Source organism: Salinigranum salinum (genome assembly GCF_009176545.1).
Classification (GTDB): Archaea; Halobacteriota; Halobacteria; order Halobacteriales; family Haloferacaceae; genus Salinigranum; species Salinigranum salinum.
The window spans coordinates 1,113,026-1,130,682 of record NZ_VTOJ01000001.1 but is presented as its reverse complement, the minus strand read 5'-3'; the positions used below and the strand labels follow the sequence as shown (position 1 = coordinate 1,130,682).

Here is a 17,657-nt window from a genome sequence, read left to right as displayed (position 1 = left end):
CGAGAGGGACAGCGCGGCGTTACTCGTCCGTGCTCTCGTCGTCCGCGGCGTCCTCGTCGGGCAGCAGGTCGAGTTCGGCGAGGTGGCCCTCGATGTGGTCGTTCGACAGCTCCTGGAACGTCGCGTCCTCGGTCGGCACCGTCGCGACGTCGACGCCCGCGGGCGCGAGTTCGTCGTCGTTCGTCGAGGCGATGGCCTGCAGCGCGAGGTCGACCCCTTCGTCGAGCGCGAGGTCGTCCGTGTACTGCTCTTCGAGGTAGTCCTGGAGGTCGCCACGGTTGGCGCCGATGGAGACCGCCTTCCACTCGTACGGCGTCCCCGAGGGGTCCGTCTCGTACAGCCGGGGGGAGCCGCTCTCGACGCCCGCGATGAGGAGCGCGACGCCGAACGGTCGGGCACCACCGACCTGCGTGTACTGCTGGATGTGGTCCGTAATCTCCTTGGTGAGCGTCTCGATGCCGATCGGCTCGCCGTAGCGGAGATGGTTGATCTGTGCCTGTCGACGCGCGAAGTCGATGAGCTGGCGTGCGTCGGCCACGTGACCCGCCGAGGCGATGCCGACGTGGTCGTCAGCCTTGTGGATCTTCTCGACGCTGGTCGGCTCCATCAGCGGCGAGCGCGAGCGCTTGTCCGCCGCGAGGACGACGCCCTCCGGCGTCCGGACACCGATGCTCGCCGTCCCCCGCTTGACGGCCTCGCGAGCGTACTCGACCTGATAGAGGCGGCCGTCCGGTGAGAAGATCGTGATTCCGCGGTCGTACGCCTGCTGTTGGGCTTGTCCCTGCATGATGTGTTGCGTGTTACCGTATCACTCGAAATCGAGTTCGGTCGCGCCCGAGAAGCCACCGGGACCGGCCACGTCGACGACGGGAGGACGGGCGACGGCAGTCCGGGCGTCTTCATCGACCACGACGGTTCTCTCCTCGAATCGTCCGGGGCCGCGATTTAAATACCTTTCCTCAGCGGCTCGCACCGTCCCCGACACGCCGCGAACCCGCACGCCGAGCGGGTGACCGTCGACCTCGTCGACACACGCCACCACGGCGCGAGCCACGCTCACCTCGTCGCGCCGGGCGCGGACGAGCGTCTCGCCCCTCCCGCGCTCGAAATCGAAGCCGAGGACTGTCAGGTCGGCGTCTGCGCTCTTCGTGTCGCCGACGAGGTTCTGCGCCGCGTACCAGAGCTCGCGCTGGAACGCTCCGCGCGACAGCGAGGCGTCGGGCCACGACTCCAGCCCCACGGCGAGGTAGCGCCACCGTGGACGGAGGTGTTTCGGGAGGTGTCTCACGCGACGTCCTCGCGGTCCCGTGTCCGTTCTCGGCTTCGGCTCACGTCCGTCCGTCCTCGCGGGCCCTCGCCCGCTCGCCGACGAGCACGCCGACCTGGTCGTGGACCCGCTCGACGGCCGTCAGCGCGAACCCGCAGTCGGTGAAGACGTCCGCGAGCGTGCCGACGGTCGCGGGGTCGTCCACCTCGGGCGAGTAGAACGGTTCGTCGGGGTCGGGTTCACCGAAGAACATCACGTCGCCGAGGACGAACCGCCGGGGGCCGAGCGCGGCGATGGTCTCGACCGCCTCACGCTTCTCGTCGTCCGAGAGATGGTGTAGCGCGAAGTTCGACGTCACGACATCGACCGGTTCCTCGAACGCGGGGGCGCGGAACGCGCCGTCGCCGAACTCGACGTTGTCGATCCCGCGTTCGCGAGCCTTCTCGCGGGCGCGATCGAGCATCCCCTCGCTGATGTCACGGCTGACGACCCGCTTCGCGTGGGGAGCGAGCGCGAGCGCGATGGCTCCCGTCCCGGTCCCCAGGTCGAGGACGACGTCGTCGGGACCGGGCGCGGCGTGGTCGACGACGAGGTCGCAGCAGGCGAGATACTCCGGCGAGGCGTCGTCGTAGTCGGCCGCCTTCGCCGAGAAGCGGGCAGCGTATTCCTCACGCGTCTTCCTCATACCGACCCCGTTCGACCCCCGGGCCAATGAACGACTCGGAGCGTCGGTGGCGGTTCCTCGCCGCGAGACGGCCCCACTCCTCGAGCCCCTCCGTGATCCCCTCTGCCGAGAAGCCCAGCGTCTCGCCGAGGGCGGCCAGCTCGCGCGGTGCGCGCAACTGGAGGTGCGAGTTCGGGGTGGCGCTGACGACGTACGGCGCGTCGTAGGCCTCGACGAGTTCGCGGAGTTTGCGGAGCTTCCGTAACACCTGGACCCGCCGCCCGCCGTCGAGTCTGAGGACGGGCCCGAGGTCGAACTCCAGCCGGACCCCGTTGTCGCGGGCAGCCTTCACGATCACGTGGTTCACGTCGCCACCGTCGGCGAACGGTCGGGCGAGCACGTCGACGCGCTCGTGTTCTGCGGCGAACCGGTTCAGCCCCTCACCCCCGCGGACGAGCACCAGCGTGCGCGACGGGCGGTGTGCGCCGATCGAACCCGCCGCCGACTCGGGGTCGTCGGCGTCGATCTCGATGCCGTCGACGACGTCGACCCCGAACCGTTCGCGGATCCGGTCGTAGTCGTCGATCCCGAGCCCGCCGTCTTCCCCAGTGGCGCGCACGACGACGCCGTCGTAGCCGTAGCGGGCGGCGGCGTGGGCGAACCGCGACGGGGTCGACTCGCCGTCGGGCGTGGCGGTGACGGCCTCGTACATGCGCACGAGGAGACCGCCCGTCGGTATCGGGTTTACGCTTCGTGCGTCTCCGCGCGTCGCGAAGCCGGACGACCGGCAGCGTGACCTCCTCGACGTGTGTCGTCACGACGTCAGGGCCGTCGATCCGAGCCGTCGCGAGGAGGTCTTACTCGTTTCGGGTCCCCCCGTCGAGGTAGTACTGCGTCTGGTCGTGTGTCGCCTCGGCGATCTTGACGAACTCGACGACGCGCTCGCTCTCCACCCGGCGGTCGCGTTCGATGTCGAGCGTCAGCGACTGCTCGCGCAGGTGGTCGAGGAGTGCCTCGATCGGCTCGGACTCGCCCCGTATCGTGTGCCGGTCCCCGACCGTCTCGCCGGCCGCCACGCGTTCGATCGTCTCGACCATCGGCAGGAGGATCGACTCGCCGAGGTCGTGTGCGCGCTCGCGGAGCCGTTCGTCGGTGTCGTCGAACTCGTAGGCCTGGAACGCGTCCCTGACGATCCGCGAGAAGACGAAGTCGCGGCCGTAGTCGAACGGCAGCGAGAAGGCGTAGCCGAGTTCGGCGTGGTGCTGGGACTCGGTCGTGTACTTGGCCAGCGGCTCCCCCTCGACCGACTTCATGACGACCCCCTCGCGCCCGGCCGCGTCCAGCGTCTCGATGGCCGCGCCGATCGCCTCGACGGCCTCAGTCGAGTCGTACCGGCCGAACACCCGCGGTTCCTCGAAACCGTACCGTTCGCAGCACTCGTGCCGTGCCTCGACGCCCATCGGCTCGCCGGTCTCGCGGTCACGGATCCCGAACACCCGGGACTCGTGGGAGTCGACGTCGTCGTAGTCGTGGGTCGTGTACGGCGTCTCCGGCCCGACGAGTTCCGCACAGAGCATCTTCTCGGGATGGTCGGCGAAGAACGCGCGCAAGTCGAGGAGCGCACGCGCCCGCGACGTGGTGTACGGACAGACGTGTCCGCCCCGGGTGAACGCCAGCGGTCCGTCGACGTCGGCGATGCGGACGTTGAACCCGTCGAGTTTCTCCTCGACGACCACGTCGCGGTCGCCGAACACCGACGGGACGCCCGTCTCGAGCACGAGCACGCGCGGGACGCTCGGGTAGCCGCGGACGACGGCGTCGGCGTCGTCGAAGACCACGGTCCCCCGCTCGACGCCGTGGCGGGCGTCCGGGAGCGCGTGGTACGTTCGGCCGTCCACGGAGCGCGTCTCGAAGTGCTCGAACAGCTCCGACGGCTCCGCGGCGGTCGAGTCGAGCCGCTCGAAGTACGCGCGGATGTCCATATCCCCCGATGATCGTGGACGGGCAAAAGTCCCGGGCGCGACCCGTCGAACACGGAGCGAACGACGCCAACGATGTCGATCACCGTGTGAGCAGGCCAAGAGATGTCGATCACCGTGTGAGCAGGCCGAGAGATGTCGAGAGAGGAGCGTTCCGAGGTCGGAAGGAGGGGGTGCCGAGGCGGTCGGGAGACGAGAGGGGCGGCTTCAGCCGAGTTCGAGCGAGGCCATCCGCGCGGCGACCGCACCGTACCACTTCGCCGTTTCGGCGACGAGTGACTCGCTCGCCAGCACCGCGAACCCGGCGAAGATCGTCGCGAACCCGACGAGCGTCGGCGTCGAAATCGATTCGCCGAGGAGGACCCACCCGCCGAGCGTCGCGACGATGGGCACGGCGTAGAACACGAGGTTCCCGCGGATGGGACCGACCTCGTCGAGGAGGCCGAAGTAGACGATGTACGCGAGGGCACCGGCGAAGACACCGACGTAACCGAGCGCCACGAGCGCCTCGAGAGCCCACACGACCGAGGCGGCCGACTCTCCCGAGACGACGCTCAGTGCGTGCGTGAGGAGGGCGCTCACCGGGAGCGCCCACGCGGTCCGGACGCTGCTCGAGAGGTCCGAGTCGGCCCACCGGATGAGGACGGTCCCGAGGGCACCGACGACCGCGCCCGCGAACACGACCCCCTTCCACAGCACGTCCCCGTCGAGGAGGTTCGCCGGGTCGAACTGGACCACGAGGGCGACTCCGACCAGCCCGATCGCCAGGCCGACGGCGCCGCGGACGGACAGCCGCTCGTCCGCCAGAAGCCACACCGCGAACACGGGGGTCAGGATCGGGTTGAGACTGAAGACGATCGCCGCGATGCCGCTGGAGACGTGCTGCTGTCCCACGAACAGGAAGGCGTTGGCGAGCCCGATGACGAACACCCCGGTCGCGAGAACGGCGACGGCGTCGCGCACCGACGTCGGTCGAGCCACCCGTCCCGAGGTCGTCACGGCGACGTAGGCGAACAGTACGACCGCCGCGATGTCGAACCGGAGCGCGACGAACAGCAGCGGCGGGAAGTAGTCGAGGCCGGCTTTCGCGGCCACAAACGTCCCCCCGAGGAGGAGGCTCACCAGCGCGAACAGCGTGAGGCGACGGGACGCGTCCATCGTCACGCTTCACCCCGGCTCGGAGGGACCCCCGCCGGCGACGGAGACAGTGAAACCATCTACTTTGGGGGAAGAGTCCAGGGGTTATACGACGATTCAGAAATCCATGCACGGCGAGAAACACGGAACCGGGGGAGGGAAGAGGTTCAGACCACGACACCGTTTCGCGGCTCGAAACCCGGCGCGGGGTCGTGTCGCGACTCGAAAGCCGTTTGGCCACGGGTCCCACACCCCGGAGTATGGAATCGGCACTGGAGGAGATCGAGTTCCTTGCGCTCTCGCCGAACCGCGTGGAGGCGCTCAGACACCTCGTCGAAGAGCCCCGGACCCGACGCGAACTCGTCGAGTTGACCGGTGCCTCACAGCCGACGGTCGGGCGGATCCTGCAGGACTTCGAGGACCGCTCGTGGGTCACACACGACGGCGGCACGTACCGGGCGTCGCTGACGGGGAAGCTCGTCTCGAGCGGGTTCGGCGACCTCGTCGAGATCCTCGAAACCGACGCCGAACTCCGGCCGATCGTCCGGTGGCTGCCGGCGGAGGCCATCACGTTCGACCTCGATCGCCTGACCGTGGCGAACGTCACGGCACCGAGCCGCGTCCGCCCGAACGCGCCGGTGACGCGCGTGATCGACCTCCTCGGCGACGCCAGTTCCGTCCGGATCGTCTCGTACGCGTTCAACGAACAGAGCCTCGAGACGATCGCCGAGCGGACCGCGGCCGGCGATCAGCGCTTCGAGGGCGTCTTCTCGTCCGGAGCGATCGACGCCATCGCCGACGATTCGCAGCTTCGACGGCGGCTCCGGGAACTGCTCGCCGCCGGAGGGGTGACACTTCGAATCACCGACCAGGCGATTCCCGTGGCGGCGACGATCGCCGACGCGGTCGTCCATCTCTTCCTTCGCAACGACCAGGGCGTCCTTCAGGCCTCGATCGACTGGGACGACCCCGCGGTGTGTTCGTGGGCGAACGACCTGTTCGAGCGACACTGGGAGAGCGCGGAGCCGCTGACCGTCGATCGGTTGTAACGACGACGGACGCGGGAAACGCGCGGGGGGGACGGGCAACCGGGCGAGAGGGGACGTGACGGGACGCACGGGGAGCTCGACGGCTCGTTCCGTGTGCATCCACGGACCACCCGGCGGAGATCCCAGTGCTCCGGTGGATCCCCCCGATGCGCCCCGGTGGGGTCACGACGAGACCCCGGCACGCCCGCGACCGGCCGAGCCGTGGGAGGGCGGACGCATTTATATCGCGGGGATCAATCTACGCCATGCCCGGTGAACTGCCGCGCCAGCGGTTCGTGCTCGACACGTCGCTGTTCATCACGGAGGAGATCCGACGCGAGGGCGAGTCGCTGGAGCCGGCCGTCGTCCGCCTGCTCGACCTAGTCGCGACGGCGCGGCTCGAACTCAACATCTCGTGTTACATGCCGCCGTCGATCCACGACGAACTCGCGACGATGCTCCGCGACCGCGACGTGAGCGACGAGGTGTTCTCCCGGCTTGACACCTGGGTCGTCAGGAAGAGCCCCGACCGCTACGGCGTCACGATCCCCGCGAACATCGTCTACAACTTCATCGACGAGATGTCCGACCGCGTGAACCGCGGCCTGCGCGTCTCCGAGGAGGCGCTCCGCGAGGTACAGCAGCTCGACCCCGAGCTGCTCGCCAGCGACGACGGCGACTACGTGACCGAGGCCGACCGCGTCCTCTCGAACATGCGCGACAAGTACCGCCGGGCGCTCCGGCAGGGCGTCCTCGACTCCCGCGAGGACTTCGACCTGCTCGTGCTCGCGCGCGAACTCGACGCCGGCGTCGTCACGGAGGATCGGGGGGTCATCTCGTGGGCCGACGAGTTCGGCCTCCGGTACGTCCACGGCGGCCAGTTCCCGACCCTGCTGGAGGAGTACCTGCGGGCGACGGGGGCGGAGGAGTAGCGCGCGAATAGACGACGAGACCGACCGAGTGGCGAACCGGCGGGCGAACGGAGACGGGCTCCCCGGCGGGGCTACGAGACGAGCGCGTCGAGCGTCACGGTGAGGGCCTCGGCCGCCCGTTCGACCTCCTGAACGGGGACGTACTCCCGCTCGGCGTGGGCGACGGCCCCCTCGTCGTCCGCCAGCACGCCGGGGCCGAACACCACGGTGGGCGCGGGCGCGAAGTACGACGCCTCCGTCGCCGCGGTGAACGGCCGAACCCGAGCCGAGCCGCCGGCCTCGCGTGCGGCGGCCGCGAGCGTCCGGACGAGCTCGTGGTCGGGGTCGGTCGCGAACGCCTCGAGGAACGGCGTCGGGCGGTCGGTCAGCGCGAACGAGACGCCCACGTCGTCCGGGACTCGCTCTCGAACAGCGGTCACCAGCGACGACCGAAAGCCCTCGGCGGTCTCGGGTGGGACGCTCCGGCGGTCGACGACGAGCGAACAGTCGGCGGGCACCTGGTTCGTGGCCGCGCCGCCCTCGACGACCGTGGGGGTGAGCGTCGCCGCACCCAGGTCGGGGTGGGGGTCGCGGTCGGCGTCGAACGTCCGAATCGCTCCGAGCGCGAACTCGAGCGCGGCGACGGCGTTCACCCCGGAGTCGGGTTCGGCGGCGTGTGCGGCGCTCCCCGAGAGCGCGAGCGTACCCTGGAACCGGCCCTTGGCCGCCGTACAGACGTCGAGGCCGGTCGGTTCGCCGACGAGGTAGCAGTCGGCGTCGAGGTCGAGCGCGGCCGCGCCGGTCGACAGCACCTCCTCGTCGGGCGTCACCGCGAGCGTGACGCGCGCGTCGGCGTCGGGGCCGGGGTCGACCGCGAAGAACGCGGCCAGCAGCGCTGCGAGCGGCCCCTTCGCGTCGCACGAGCCGCGGCCGCGGATCACGTCGTCACCGGCGGCGTCGCGTTCGTACGGGACGTGCGGCGGGACGGTGTCGATGTGGGTGTTGAGCACGACGTGACGCGTCGCCGTCTCGACCGGGGCACCGCGTGAGGCGAGCGTGTTGCCGGCGTCGTCGACCGTCGCGGACACGTCCGCTCGTTCGAGCGTCTCGACCAGGAACGAGCGCATCTCGGCGACGTCGGCGTCGGTGGAGTCGATGCGGACCGCGCGTTCGAGGAACGCGACGGGGTCGAATCTCGATGCCGTCACGGTTCGGGCGTCGGAACGACCGGAAGTTCGCCCGCGAAGTCGAGGGCGACGGGCCCGCGGAGCGTCGCCTCGTCGCGGTCGGGCACCCGGATCAGGAGGTCACCACCCGGCGGCGACACCCGCAGTTCGTCGCTCCCGACGAGGCCGAGGCGCTTCGCCACGGCGACGACGGCGACCGCGCCCGTTCCACAGGAGCGGGTCTCGCCCTCGACGCCGCGCTCGAAGGTGCGCTGGCGGAAGCCGTCCCCGTCCCGGGAGGCGAGGGTCACGTTCGCGCCGCGCGGGAAGACGTCGGCGTGTCTGACCGGGGGGGCCACCGCGTCGAGGTCGATCGCGTCGACGTCGTCGACGAGCGCGACGGCGTGCGGGACGCCCGTGTTCACTGCGGTGACGGTGAGGCCCTCCACGGCTTCCTCGACGAGCGGTGCGTCGCGGTCCAGGGGGACGTCGCGCGGGTCGAAAGAGGGGACGCCCATCTCGACGGTCACCTCGTCGCCGTCGAGGACGGCCCGGCGGGTTCCAGCGGGCGTGTCGATCATGACGACGTCGGCGTCGGTCCGGTCGCGGGCCCACGCCGCCGCACAGCGAGCGCCGTTGCCACACATGGCGGCGACGGAGCCGTCGGGCTGGACGAGCGTCATGACGACGCGCGGCGGGTCGTAGCTCGACTCCAGCGCGAGGAAGAGGACGCCGTCGGCGCCGCGGGTCTCGGAGGAAGGGTCGGTCACCCCGACGTCACGGTCGCAGTAGGTGGTCGCGAACGCCTGTCGGTTCGGGACGGGATCGTCGGCGTCGACGACGACGAAGTCGTTGCCGGTCCCGTGGTACTTCTCGAAGTGGATGGTGCTGGGTTGGGTCATCGTTCTAGCTCGGTCAGTGCCGCGAGCGTCTCGCGGCGTCGGGCGAGGCGTGGCGCCGGCTCGAGGACGACTTCCGCCGGCCGCGGCCGTGAGTTGTATGTCGACGCCATCTCGTACCCGTACGCGCCCGCGTTACCCACCGCGAGGACGTCGCCTCGCGAAGGTCGCGCGAGCGGTCTGTGCTCACACAGGACGTCGCTCGTCTCGCATATAGGCCCAGCGACGGTGACATCGATTTCGGTCTCGTCGTCGTTGACTGACAGGTTTCTGATCGCGTGGTAGGCGTCGTACATCGCCGGCCTGAGGAGCGTGGTCATCCCGGCGTCGATGCCGACGACGGTCTCGTACTCGTCGGACTCCTTCACCGTGTTGACCGTCGTGAGGAGAACGCCCGCGTCCGCGACGACGTACCGGCCCGGTTCGATGGCGAGCTGGGCGTCGACGTCGCCGAGCGCGTCGCGGGTCGCCTCGGCCACGGTGCCGAGGTCCAGCGGCGGTTCGTCCTCGCGGTAGGGGACGCCGAAGCCGCCGCCGACGTCGACGAACTCCAGGCGCAGGTCGGAGAGGGCGCGAGCGAGGTCGCCCATCCGCCGGACGACTTCGCGGTGCGCCGAGAGGTCGTCGCCCGAGATGCCGGAGCCGGCGTGGGCGTGGATCCCGACGACGTCGAAGTCGTCGCGCGCGTCGCGGACGACCGACTCGGCGTCGGCGTAGGGGACGCCGAACTTGGCGTGGCCCCCCGTGGTGACCTTCTCGTGGTGGCCCGCGCCGACGCCGGGGTTGACCCGCACGCACAGCCGACCGTCGAAGCCGCGGTCGCGGAGGCGGTCGATCGTGTCCCGCGCGCCGACGGTCACCGTGAGGTCGGGCGCGTCGTGCCACCGCTCGACCACGACGTCGAGGTCCCGGTCGGGGGGGTTGACCGCGGTGTACTGCACGTCCTCGCCCGAGGCGCCGGCCGCGAACGCGCGCTCGACCTCGCCGGCGGAGGCGCACTCGATGCCGAGTCCTTCCCCGTGCACGGTTTCGAGCACCGCCCGGCCCGTGTGGGCCTTCGCGGCGTACCGGACGTCGGCGTCGGGGAACGCGTCGCGGAGACGGCGACAGTTCTCGCGCACCCGTCCGAGATCCATCACGTACAGCGGGGTCTCGTGCTCGGCTGCGAGCCGCGCCAGTTCGTCGGCGTCCCACGCTGAGAGCCGCCGGACGGGCGGGTTCGCTGACGACTCCGCGGACTCCCCCGCACTCATTCGCGGAGGGCCTCCTCCCGTCGCGTCGCGTCGCGAGTGTCGTCCTCGATGTCGAGCGCGACGACGGCGGGCTTGTACGCGCCGCCGGCGAAGAGGTCGTGGTCGCCGATCGACGACTCCACCATTCGGGTGAAGGCCCGCCGCTCGGCGGGCAGGTGCCCGTAGATCACCTCGTCGGCGACGAGGTCGTACACCGGGATACGGGGTGTGAGCAGGGTGTTCTCGCCGACGATGGTGTTCTCGCCGACCCTGAACCCGCTCGTGACCCGGCAGCCCGCGCCCAGCGAGACGCCGGCTTCGAGGACGACGGGGGCGTCCTCGACGGGTTCGAGCACACCACCGATGAGCGTGTTCGCGCCCAGCTTCACGCCCTCGCCGATCTGCGCGCAGGAGCCGACGGTGTCACAGGAGTCGACCAGCGTGCCGTCGCCGACGTACGCACCGACGTTGACGAACGACGGCGACATCATGATGCAGTCACTCCCCAGATACGCACCCCGGCGGATCGTCGTGCCGTCGGGCGTGTTGCGCGTCCCTTTCTCGGCGAGGTCGTCCGTCTCGCGGAGGGGGAGGACGTCGTGGTAGGTGACGTCGCCGTACTCCCGCGGGTGGGTCTCGCGGAGGCCGAAGTTCAGCAGGATGCCCTGCTTGACCCACTCGTTTGCCGTCCAGCTCTCGACCCCCGAGCCGGTCTTCTCGGCGGCGCGGATCTCGCCCGCCTCGAGCGCGTCGAGGAAGGCGTCGAGCGTCTCCAGCTCGGCCGCGGTCGACGACTCGGCGTCGATCTCATCGGTCCGGTACTGCTCCCACAGGGTCTCGACGTCGGTCTGTAGCGTCATGCGTCTCCATCACTCCTCATCGTCTATTACGGCTCCGAAGTCGTACCAGCCCGCGTCCCTGTTCGAGAGCCACACGGCAGCGTCGAGCGCGCCGTCGGCGAACACGCCGCGGTCGAGCGCCGCGTGCGACAGCGAGAGGTACTCGTGGGCACCCCCGACGAGCACCTCGTGTTCGCCCGGGATCCCGCCGGCGCGGCGGGAGTGGACGCCGATCTCGCCCGTCTCGCGCGGCTGGTCGCCCTCGCGACCGTGGACGCGCGGGTGGGCACCGCGGACGTCGTCCACGTCGTCGAGGATGGTGTTCGCCGTCCCCGAGGGGGCGTCGAGCTTGCCGTTGTGGTGGGTCTCGGTCACCTCGACGTCGAAGTCGGGGAGTGCCGCGCACGCTTCTCTGACCGCCCGCCGGAGGGCGGCGACCCCGCGCGAGAAGTTCGCCGCCTTCAGCACGGGGACCGACTCGCTGGCGCGCCGGAGCGTCGCCTCCTGGTCGGCGGAGAAGCCCGTCGTGCCCACGACGGCGGCGACGCCGTCGTCGGCACAGGCGGCGACGTACTCGACGCTGGAGCCGGGGCCGGTGAAGTCGACGAGCACGTCGACGTCGTTCTCGACCAGGAGACGCGGGAGCGCGTCGGCGTCGGCGACGGGGACGCCCGCGATCTCGTGGTCCGGGGCCGAGCGGCTCACCGCGAGGACGACGTCGCAGTCGTCGCGGTCGCTGGCGAGCGAGAGGAGTTCCTGTCCCATCCGGCCGGTCGCGCCGGTCACCGCGAGCCGTGCTCGTGTGCGGTCGCTCACCGGTCGGCCTCCGCAGTGACGGGAGGCTCTCGCGCCGAGAGGTCGTCGAGGACCCGCGCCAGTTCGGCGGCGCCCTCTTCGCCCATGCGCGTCAGTGGCAGCCGGAGGTTCGCGGGGCCGTAGCCGCGAATGGCCATCGCTTCCTTGACCGGGATGGGGTTGGTCTCGACGAACAGCTGGCGGACGAGCGGGGCGAGCGTGTGGTGGAGCTCGCGGGCACGCTCGTAGTCGCCGGCGAGTGCCGCCTCGACCATCCCGACCGTCCGCTCCGGTTCGACGTTGGCGACGACGCTGATCGTCCCCGTCCCGCCGACCGAGAGGACGGGCAGGGTGAGACCGTCGTCGCCCGAGAGGACCTGGAACGCCTCATCTCGGGTGCGCTCGACCACCTCGGAGATCTGCCCGAGGTCGCCACTGGCCGCCTTGTACCCCCGGATGTTCGGGTGTGAGGCGAGTTCGACGACCGTGTCGGGCTGGATGTTTCGCCCCGTCCGCGAGGGGACGTTGTAGACGATCTGCGGCAGGTCGACCGCGTCCGCGATCGTCCGGTAGTGTTCGACGAACCCCTGCGGTTCCGGCTTGTTGTAGTACGGGGAGATGAGCAGCAGGCCGTCGGCACCCGCCTCGGCCGACCGCCGGGAGAGTTCGAGCGCCTCGCGCGTGTTGTTCGAGCCGGAGCCCGCGATGACCGGCACCTCGTCGCCCACCTCGCTCACGACGCACTCGACCACCTCGATGTGTTCGTCGTGCGAGAGCGTCGCTGACTCGCCCGTGGAACCGACGGGGACGAGGCCGTGAACGCCGGCCTCGACCAGTCGTCGGGCGTCGTCGCGGAGGGTCTCGAAGTCGATGCTGTCGTCGTCGTGGAAGGGCGTGCACATCGCCGGGTACACGCCGCGGAACTCGTCGATCGTCATGGGTTGTGGATGTCGTCGTGTGGTGTGGGTCGCTTGGTCGTTACGTGTCGCTCACGGAGCGTCGAGAACCGCCCGGGACGGGGTCGCTACTCCCGCCGCGAGCGTCAGAAAACGCGTTTTTTCGATTTCGGCGTCGACCCACGTGTGGCTCTCCACGGGCGAGCGCTGCGAGACGTGGATCGTGTCACGTCTCATTCCACGCACGCTCACCCTGTTATAGCTTGCGGGAGCAGTCGTCGCGAGTCAACACGAACCACAGGACCACGGGAGATGCATCAACACGAACCACAGCGTCCCCGTGGACGGGTCGCTCGCGCGGGCGAGCCGGAGAACGGACCGATCGCGAGGGTCGTCGTGGTCGGTCCGCCGGGTACGGCAGATCACGGCGTTACGCCGTTGCTGACGGAAGTAACTCGACGCAAATCGGGCTGAACCCCCCGGAAAACGGGGGTAGCGAGTCGGTGTTTGAACTGCTCTCCGTCCGCACCGCCGGATAGGATGAGGCGCGCGCTCCTCGGAGTCGCGACCGTCCTGTTCGTGCTGATCGGCATGGGCGTCGGCGTGGACGTCGGCTGGGGGTCGCCACCCGGTGCCGAGCACGTCGACGCCATGAGTACGGCGTGGACGTTCCTCGTCGGCACGGCCGACACCGGAGCCCGGGCGGTGCTGTGGGTGAGCCTGTTCGTCTTCGGTGACGTCACCCTCGTGTGGGTAGTCCTGACGTTCGTCTGGGCGGCGGCGCAGGTCGGGACCTCGACTTCGAGCTCGCCGACGTCGTCTGTCGGACCCAAGCACCGCCGCCGCTCGTGGAGATCGCCCAGCAGCGGAGACGGTGGGCCGCCGGCAACCACGCCGACGCATCGAGGCTCCCGTTCGGGTGCCGGCTCCTGATCCGTGTCCGGAACTACGCGTGGGCGCTGTCGCCGGTGGTGACGGCCGTGACGCTCCCGCTCACGCTCACCGGGGCGGTCGTCATCAGCGATCCGTTCCTCCGGTTCGGCTCGATGCTCCTCGGGGCGTTGACGGCGTCCTGGTACGCTCGTGGGGCGCTCTGGTACCGTCGAGCGCGTGAGGAGCGATCAGTTCGCCTCCTCGCGGCGCTCCCGCTGCTGCCGCTCGTCTCACTGGTCCACCCCGCCGGAACCGCCTGGGGACTCGTCGACCCGCTGTCGGAGTTCCGCGTGACCACGAAGACGACCTGACAGGGTCGGATCCGGCGCAGCTGGTTCCGGCCGTCCGGTCCTGAAGAGAGGGACGAAGCCGTGGCGTTCCGGCACACGTCGACCGATCGAACGCGCCGACCGGCTACAAACTACTACCGGTGGCGGTGGCGTCGGTCGTCGTCGAGTGTCGACGCCGTGTCGTTCGTGTGTTATTCGGTGTTGTTCGTGTGCTATTCGTACTTGAGGACGACCGTGTTCGAGGTGGTGCCGGTCTCTCCCTCCCCGTCGTCGGTGACGGCGATGAAGTAGTTGTAGCCGCCGACCGACGTGGAGTCGGTTAGGGTGACGGGGACGCTCGCGGTGCCGTCACTCCCGATCGTCACGGTGTACTCCTCGACCTGGATCGCCGTGTTGCCCTCGTACTCCTCGATCTCGTAGCCGGGAGTGCCGTCGTACGTGGGGACGTCCTCGAGGTTGAGTTCGGCCTCGACCCGGAGCAGCGTGACCGTGCTCCCGGGCTCGCCCGTGACGGTCACGGTCTGGCTGGCGTCGGTCACCGTCGCGGCGGTGTGATCCGACGAGAGCGTCGTCGACGACAGCGACACGCCGTCCACGCCGATCGTCGGGGCGGCCGCCACCTCCCCGTCACCGACCGCCTGCGACCCGCCGTTGCTCCCGTCGCTGAACAGCGACGTCTCCACCGTCGCACCGTCGCCGAACTCGGTCGTCACCGTCGATCCCGTGAGCTCCAGCCCGGAGACGGGACCGGCCTCCGTCTGCTGGCCGCTCCCCGCGCCCTTGATACTCGTGGGATCGTTGTCCGCCGAGAACGCGATCGACTCGCCCGGCTGGAACGAGCCGAAAGTGATCGTCAGCGTGTCGTAGCCGTCAGAACCGTCGACGCCGTTGTGCGGGTTCGAGAAACTCGACTGGACGGTGCCACCAGTGTTGTCCTCGTCGAGCACGAAGCCCTTGGCCGCGTCGTCGCCGGCCGTCCCCTCCGGATCGAACACTAGATCGGGCAGGATCGACGACCGCAGATCGATCGTGATCGACTCGATCGGTTCGTCACCCGTGTTGCTGATCTCGAACGAGCCAGTTCTGTACGTCGACGTGTCGATCCCGCCGTTCTCGTTGACCGCGATCGTCACCTCGCCGGAGGTCGAGTCCGATTCAACGGTCACGGTGAAGCTCTCGGTCGTCGTGTCGGTCCCGTCGTCGGCCACCACGTCCACGGTGTAGGTGCCGGCGTCACCCGTCTGTGGCTCGATCGTCGCCGTCCCCGTCCCATCGCCGTCGTCGGTCAGCGAGACGAAGCCGGGCGCCTGCCCGAGCGACAGCGACAGGCCGTCGCCGTCGGCGTCCGACGCGCTCACCGAGACGTCGATCGAATCACCCTCGGCCACGGTCCGATCCGAGATGGCGTCGATCGTCGGCGCGGTGTTCGTCCCGTCGTCGACGGTCACGGTGAAGCTCTCGGTCGTCGTGGCGGTTCCGTCGTCGGCCACCACGTCCACGGTGTAGGTACCGGCGTCGCCCGCCGCCGTGTCGACACTGACCGTGCCGGTTCCGTCGCCGTCGTCGGTCAGCGAGACGAAGCCGGGCGCCTGCCCGAGCGACAGTGACAGGCTGTCGCCGTCGGCGTCCGACGCGCTCACCGAGACGTCGATCGAATCACCCTCGACCACGGTCCGATCCGCGATCGCGTCGATCGTCGGCGCGGTGTTGCCCGTCCCGTCGACGGGGACGACCTCGATCGCGGCGACCTTCGGGTTGCCCGTCTCGCGGGTGAAGTCGATGTCGAGTTCCGCGCTGGATTCGACGGTGAACGTTTTGACGGTGCCGGTGTCGTGGCCGACGTCGGCGTGGATGTCGTAGTCGTCGAGCACGGTCGTCCCCTCGATGGAGACGTCGAACACCCGCTGGCCGTCCGAGGTGTGGTAGATCTCGGCGAAGTACAGCCGCACTTCGTACGTCTCGCCACCCGTGACGTCCGGGATATTCCACGACATCTCGTCGCCCGAGCCCGGATCGTAGCGCTCGGTCTCGAACACCTCGGAGGGTGTCGTCGCGGGAACCGATCCCGTGGTCGGGATGTCGTCCGACGTCGAGTACGCCTTGCTGTTCGCGGCGCCGGCGTTCGTGTCGGCGGCGGGATCGGAGGCGGTGTCGGCGAGCCAGTCGCCACCGCCGTCCGCAGCCGAAAGCTGGCTGCCGCCGGCGTTCACCCGGTAGATCGCGTCGGAGGTCGGCGAGTCACCGACGGGGTCACCGTCGACTGTGGTCACTTTGATAGCGCTGATCTTGGCGTTGTTGTTGACCGCGTCGAAGTCGAGGTTCAGCGTCCCGTCGGTGACCTCGACCGTGTACGTCTTCTGGGTCGCGGTGAGCGGGCCGACCTCGGCGAAGATGTCGTAGCCGTCGAGCACCGTCGTCCCCTCGATCGAGACGTCGAACACCCGGTCGTTCTCGTTGGTCCCGTCGGTCGGACCCGACGAGTCCGGCACGTCGTTCGAGGAAACATCCTGATAGATCTCGGCGAACTGTACCGTCACCTCGTACGTCCCGTCCGGTACCGACACGTCATACCCGAACGAGGTCCCGTACCGTTCGGACTGATACAGGAGGTCGTCGGTCGTGCTCTCGATTTCGGGGTCCGACGGCGTCCCGGCCGAACCGGTCCGGAAAACCGTCCCGCCGTCGAAGTTCGTGTCGGCCTGGTAGACGGTCCCATCGCTCGAAGCGTACGCCGGTCCGCCCGTGTTGACCGCGAACACGACGGGAGACTCGTCGGTCTGGGCGCTCGAGACTTTGATAGCACTGATCTTGGCGTTGTTGTTGACCGCGTCGAAGTCGAGGTTCAGCGTCCCGTCGGTGACCTCGACCGTGTACGTCTTCTGGGTCGCGGTGAGCGGGCCGACCTCGGCGAAGATGTCGTAGCCGTCGAGCACCGTCGTCCCCTCGATCGACGCGTCGAACACCCGGTCGTTCTCGTTGGTCCCGTCGGTCGGACCCGACGAGTCCGGCACGTCGTTCGAGGAAACACCCTGATAGATCTCGGCGAACTGTACCGTCACCTCGTACGTCCCGTCCGGTACCGACACGTCGTACCCGAACGAGGTCCCGTACCGTTCGGACTGATACAGGAGGTCGTCGGTCGTGCTCTCGATTTCGGGATCCGACGGCGTCCCGGCCGAACCGGTCTGGAAACTCGCCCCACCGTCGAAGTTCGTGTCGGCCTGGTAGACGGTCCCATCGCTCGCAGTGTACGCCGGTCCGCCCGCGTTGACCGCGAACACGACAGGAGACTCGTCGGTCTGGGCGCTCGAGAGTCCGACGCCCACGGTCATGAGACTTGTCACCACGAGCAGAGAACAGACGGCCGCGACCAGTTGCACGCCCCTCGACCGGGCCGTTATTCGTGTTAGATCGAGCGTATTCATATCCAGTGAAATTTATCGATCCATATGTTTTTTTGATGTACTGATCATCTACGAGTACAGTGTTGTACACCAATTGGTCATAAAGTTGTTGCTCGAGTGAACTCCTCGACTGGAATCCGCCCGTGGAACTCCCCGTGGCGTCGCTTTGATGCTGTTGGACTGAGCGAACAGCACGGTTCGCCGTCGTCCGCTGCTC

General features: G+C 69.2%; 16 protein-coding genes. 3 read left to right on the top strand and 13 right to left on the bottom strand.

The window, feature by feature from the left end; translation table 11 throughout:
- Positions 1 to 19 precede the first annotated feature (19 nt).
- From psmA to FZP69_RS05290, 6 genes are all read right to left on the bottom strand, one after another.
- Positions 20 to 787, bottom strand: coding sequence for an archaeal proteasome endopeptidase complex subunit alpha (gene psmA, locus FZP69_RS05315; protein WP_152040308.1), 768 nt, complete (start codon positions 785 to 787; stop codon positions 20 to 22).
- A 21-nt stretch (positions 788 to 808) separates the two neighbouring features.
- Positions 809 to 1,288, bottom strand: a complete 480-nt coding sequence (locus FZP69_RS05310) for an Rpp14/Pop5 family protein (RefSeq protein WP_152040307.1) — start codon at positions 1,286 to 1,288, stop codon at positions 809 to 811.
- Between the two features lie 40 nt (positions 1,289 to 1,328).
- Positions 1,329 to 1,952 carry a class I SAM-dependent methyltransferase gene (locus FZP69_RS05305; protein WP_152040306.1) on the bottom strand — a complete coding sequence of 208 codons (624 nt, stop codon included), beginning with the start codon at positions 1,950 to 1,952 and terminating at the stop codon, positions 1,329 to 1,331.
- Positions 1,936 to 2,643 (bottom strand): RNase P subunit p30 family protein, encoded by a 708-nt coding sequence (locus FZP69_RS05300; RefSeq protein ID WP_152040305.1) that lies wholly within the window; start codon positions 2,641 to 2,643, stop codon positions 1,936 to 1,938. Before FZP69_RS05300 ends, FZP69_RS05305 begins: the two co-directional genes overlap by 17 nt.
- Before the next feature lie 145 nt (positions 2,644 to 2,788).
- Positions 2,789 to 3,913, bottom strand: a complete 1,125-nt coding sequence (locus FZP69_RS05295) for an RNA ligase (protein WP_152040304.1) — start codon at positions 3,911 to 3,913, stop codon at positions 2,789 to 2,791.
- Positions 3,914 to 4,117: 204 nt separating this feature from the next.
- Positions 4,118 to 5,068, bottom strand: a complete 951-nt coding sequence (locus FZP69_RS05290) for a DMT family transporter (RefSeq protein ID WP_152040303.1) — start codon at positions 5,066 to 5,068, stop codon at positions 4,118 to 4,120.
- A 239-nt stretch (positions 5,069 to 5,307) separates the two neighbouring features.
- Here FZP69_RS05290 and FZP69_RS05285 point away from each other — a divergent pair, with 239 nt between their 5' ends.
- Positions 5,308 to 6,096: a helix-turn-helix transcriptional regulator gene (locus tag FZP69_RS05285; protein ID WP_152040302.1), complete on the top strand. Its 789-nt coding sequence runs from the start codon at positions 5,308 to 5,310 to the stop codon at positions 6,094 to 6,096.
- Between the two features lie 245 nt (positions 6,097 to 6,341).
- Positions 6,342 to 7,007, top strand: coding sequence for an RNA ligase partner protein (locus tag FZP69_RS05280; RefSeq protein ID WP_152040301.1), 666 nt, complete (start codon positions 6,342 to 6,344; stop codon positions 7,005 to 7,007).
- Positions 7,008 to 7,078: 71 nt separating this feature from the next.
- Here the strand turns inward: FZP69_RS05280 and FZP69_RS05275 are convergent, their stop codons facing one another.
- The 6 genes from FZP69_RS05275 to dapA are packed head-to-tail and all read right to left on the bottom strand — an operon-like array spanning position 7,079 to position 12,855.
- Positions 7,079 to 8,194 carry a M20 family metallopeptidase gene (locus FZP69_RS05275; protein WP_152040300.1) on the bottom strand — a complete coding sequence of 372 codons (1,116 nt, stop codon included), beginning with the start codon at positions 8,192 to 8,194 and terminating at the stop codon, positions 7,079 to 7,081.
- The gene (gene dapF / locus FZP69_RS05270; protein ID WP_152040299.1) at positions 8,191 to 9,054 is read right to left on the bottom strand and encodes a diaminopimelate epimerase; all 864 of its coding nucleotides are present in this window, start codon (positions 9,052 to 9,054) and stop codon (positions 8,191 to 8,193) included. The genes FZP69_RS05275 and dapF overlap by 4 nt, the downstream gene beginning before the upstream one ends.
- Positions 9,051 to 10,304, bottom strand: a complete 1,254-nt coding sequence (lysA, locus tag FZP69_RS05265; protein ID WP_152040298.1) for a diaminopimelate decarboxylase — start codon at positions 10,302 to 10,304, stop codon at positions 9,051 to 9,053. The genes dapF and lysA overlap by 4 nt, the downstream gene beginning before the upstream one ends.
- Entirely contained in the window at positions 10,301 to 11,143 is an 843-nt protein-coding gene (locus tag FZP69_RS05260) for a 2,3,4,5-tetrahydropyridine-2,6-dicarboxylate N-succinyltransferase (protein ID WP_152040297.1), read from the bottom strand. Before FZP69_RS05260 ends, lysA begins: the two co-directional genes overlap by 4 nt.
- Positions 11,144 to 11,152: 9 nt before the next feature.
- Positions 11,153 to 11,938 carry a 4-hydroxy-tetrahydrodipicolinate reductase gene (dapB, locus tag FZP69_RS05255; protein WP_275689339.1) on the bottom strand — a complete coding sequence of 262 codons (786 nt, stop codon included), beginning with the start codon at positions 11,936 to 11,938 and terminating at the stop codon, positions 11,153 to 11,155.
- Complete coding sequence (gene dapA / locus FZP69_RS05250; RefSeq protein ID WP_152040296.1) at positions 11,935 to 12,855, bottom strand: 4-hydroxy-tetrahydrodipicolinate synthase; 921 nt, start codon at positions 12,853 to 12,855, stop codon at positions 11,935 to 11,937. Before dapA ends, dapB begins: the two co-directional genes overlap by 4 nt.
- 707 nt (positions 12,856 to 13,562) lie before the next feature.
- Here dapA and FZP69_RS05245 point away from each other — a divergent pair.
- Positions 13,563 to 14,057: a hypothetical protein gene (locus FZP69_RS05245; protein ID WP_152040295.1), complete on the top strand. Its 495-nt coding sequence runs from the start codon at positions 13,563 to 13,565 to the stop codon at positions 14,055 to 14,057.
- Positions 14,058 to 14,248: 191 nt separating this feature from the next.
- Here FZP69_RS05245 and FZP69_RS05240 read toward each other — a convergent pair whose 3' ends face one another.
- Complete coding sequence (locus FZP69_RS05240) at positions 14,249 to 17,368, bottom strand: malectin domain-containing carbohydrate-binding protein (RefSeq protein WP_192918478.1); 3,120 nt, start codon at positions 17,366 to 17,368, stop codon at positions 14,249 to 14,251.
- Positions 17,369 to 17,657: the final 289 nt, after the last annotated feature.

Coding starts and splice junctions, on each gene's coding strand:
- psmA (WP_152040308.1), bottom strand. CDS start 787: ATGCAGGGACAAGCCCAACAGCAGGCGTACGACCGCGGAATCACGATC.
- FZP69_RS05305 (WP_152040306.1), bottom strand. CDS start 1,952: ATGAGGAAGACGCGTGAGGAATACGCTGCCCGCTTCTCGGCGAAGGCG.
- FZP69_RS05300 (WP_152040305.1), bottom strand. CDS start 2,643: ATGTACGAGGCCGTCACCGCCACGCCCGACGGCGAGTCGACCCCGTCG.
- FZP69_RS05295 (WP_152040304.1), bottom strand. CDS start 3,913: ATGGACATCCGCGCGTACTTCGAGCGGCTCGACTCGACCGCCGCGGAG.
- FZP69_RS05290 (WP_152040303.1), bottom strand. CDS start 5,068: ATGGACGCGTCCCGTCGCCTCACGCTGTTCGCGCTGGTGAGCCTCCTC.
- FZP69_RS05285 (WP_152040302.1), top strand. CDS start 5,308: ATGGAATCGGCACTGGAGGAGATCGAGTTCCTTGCGCTCTCGCCGAAC.
- FZP69_RS05280 (WP_152040301.1), top strand. CDS start 6,342: ATGCCCGGTGAACTGCCGCGCCAGCGGTTCGTGCTCGACACGTCGCTG.
- dapF (WP_152040299.1), bottom strand. CDS start 9,054: ATGACCCAACCCAGCACCATCCACTTCGAGAAGTACCACGGGACCGGC.
- lysA (WP_152040298.1), bottom strand. CDS start 10,304: ATGAGTGCGGGGGAGTCCGCGGAGTCGTCAGCGAACCCGCCCGTCCGG.
- FZP69_RS05260 (WP_152040297.1), bottom strand. CDS start 11,143: ATGACGCTACAGACCGACGTCGAGACCCTGTGGGAGCAGTACCGGACC.
- dapA (WP_152040296.1), bottom strand. CDS start 12,855: ATGACGATCGACGAGTTCCGCGGCGTGTACCCGGCGATGTGCACGCCC.
- FZP69_RS05240 (WP_192918478.1), bottom strand. CDS start 17,368: ATGACCGTGGGCGTCGGACTCTCGAGCGCCCAGACCGACGAGTCTCCT.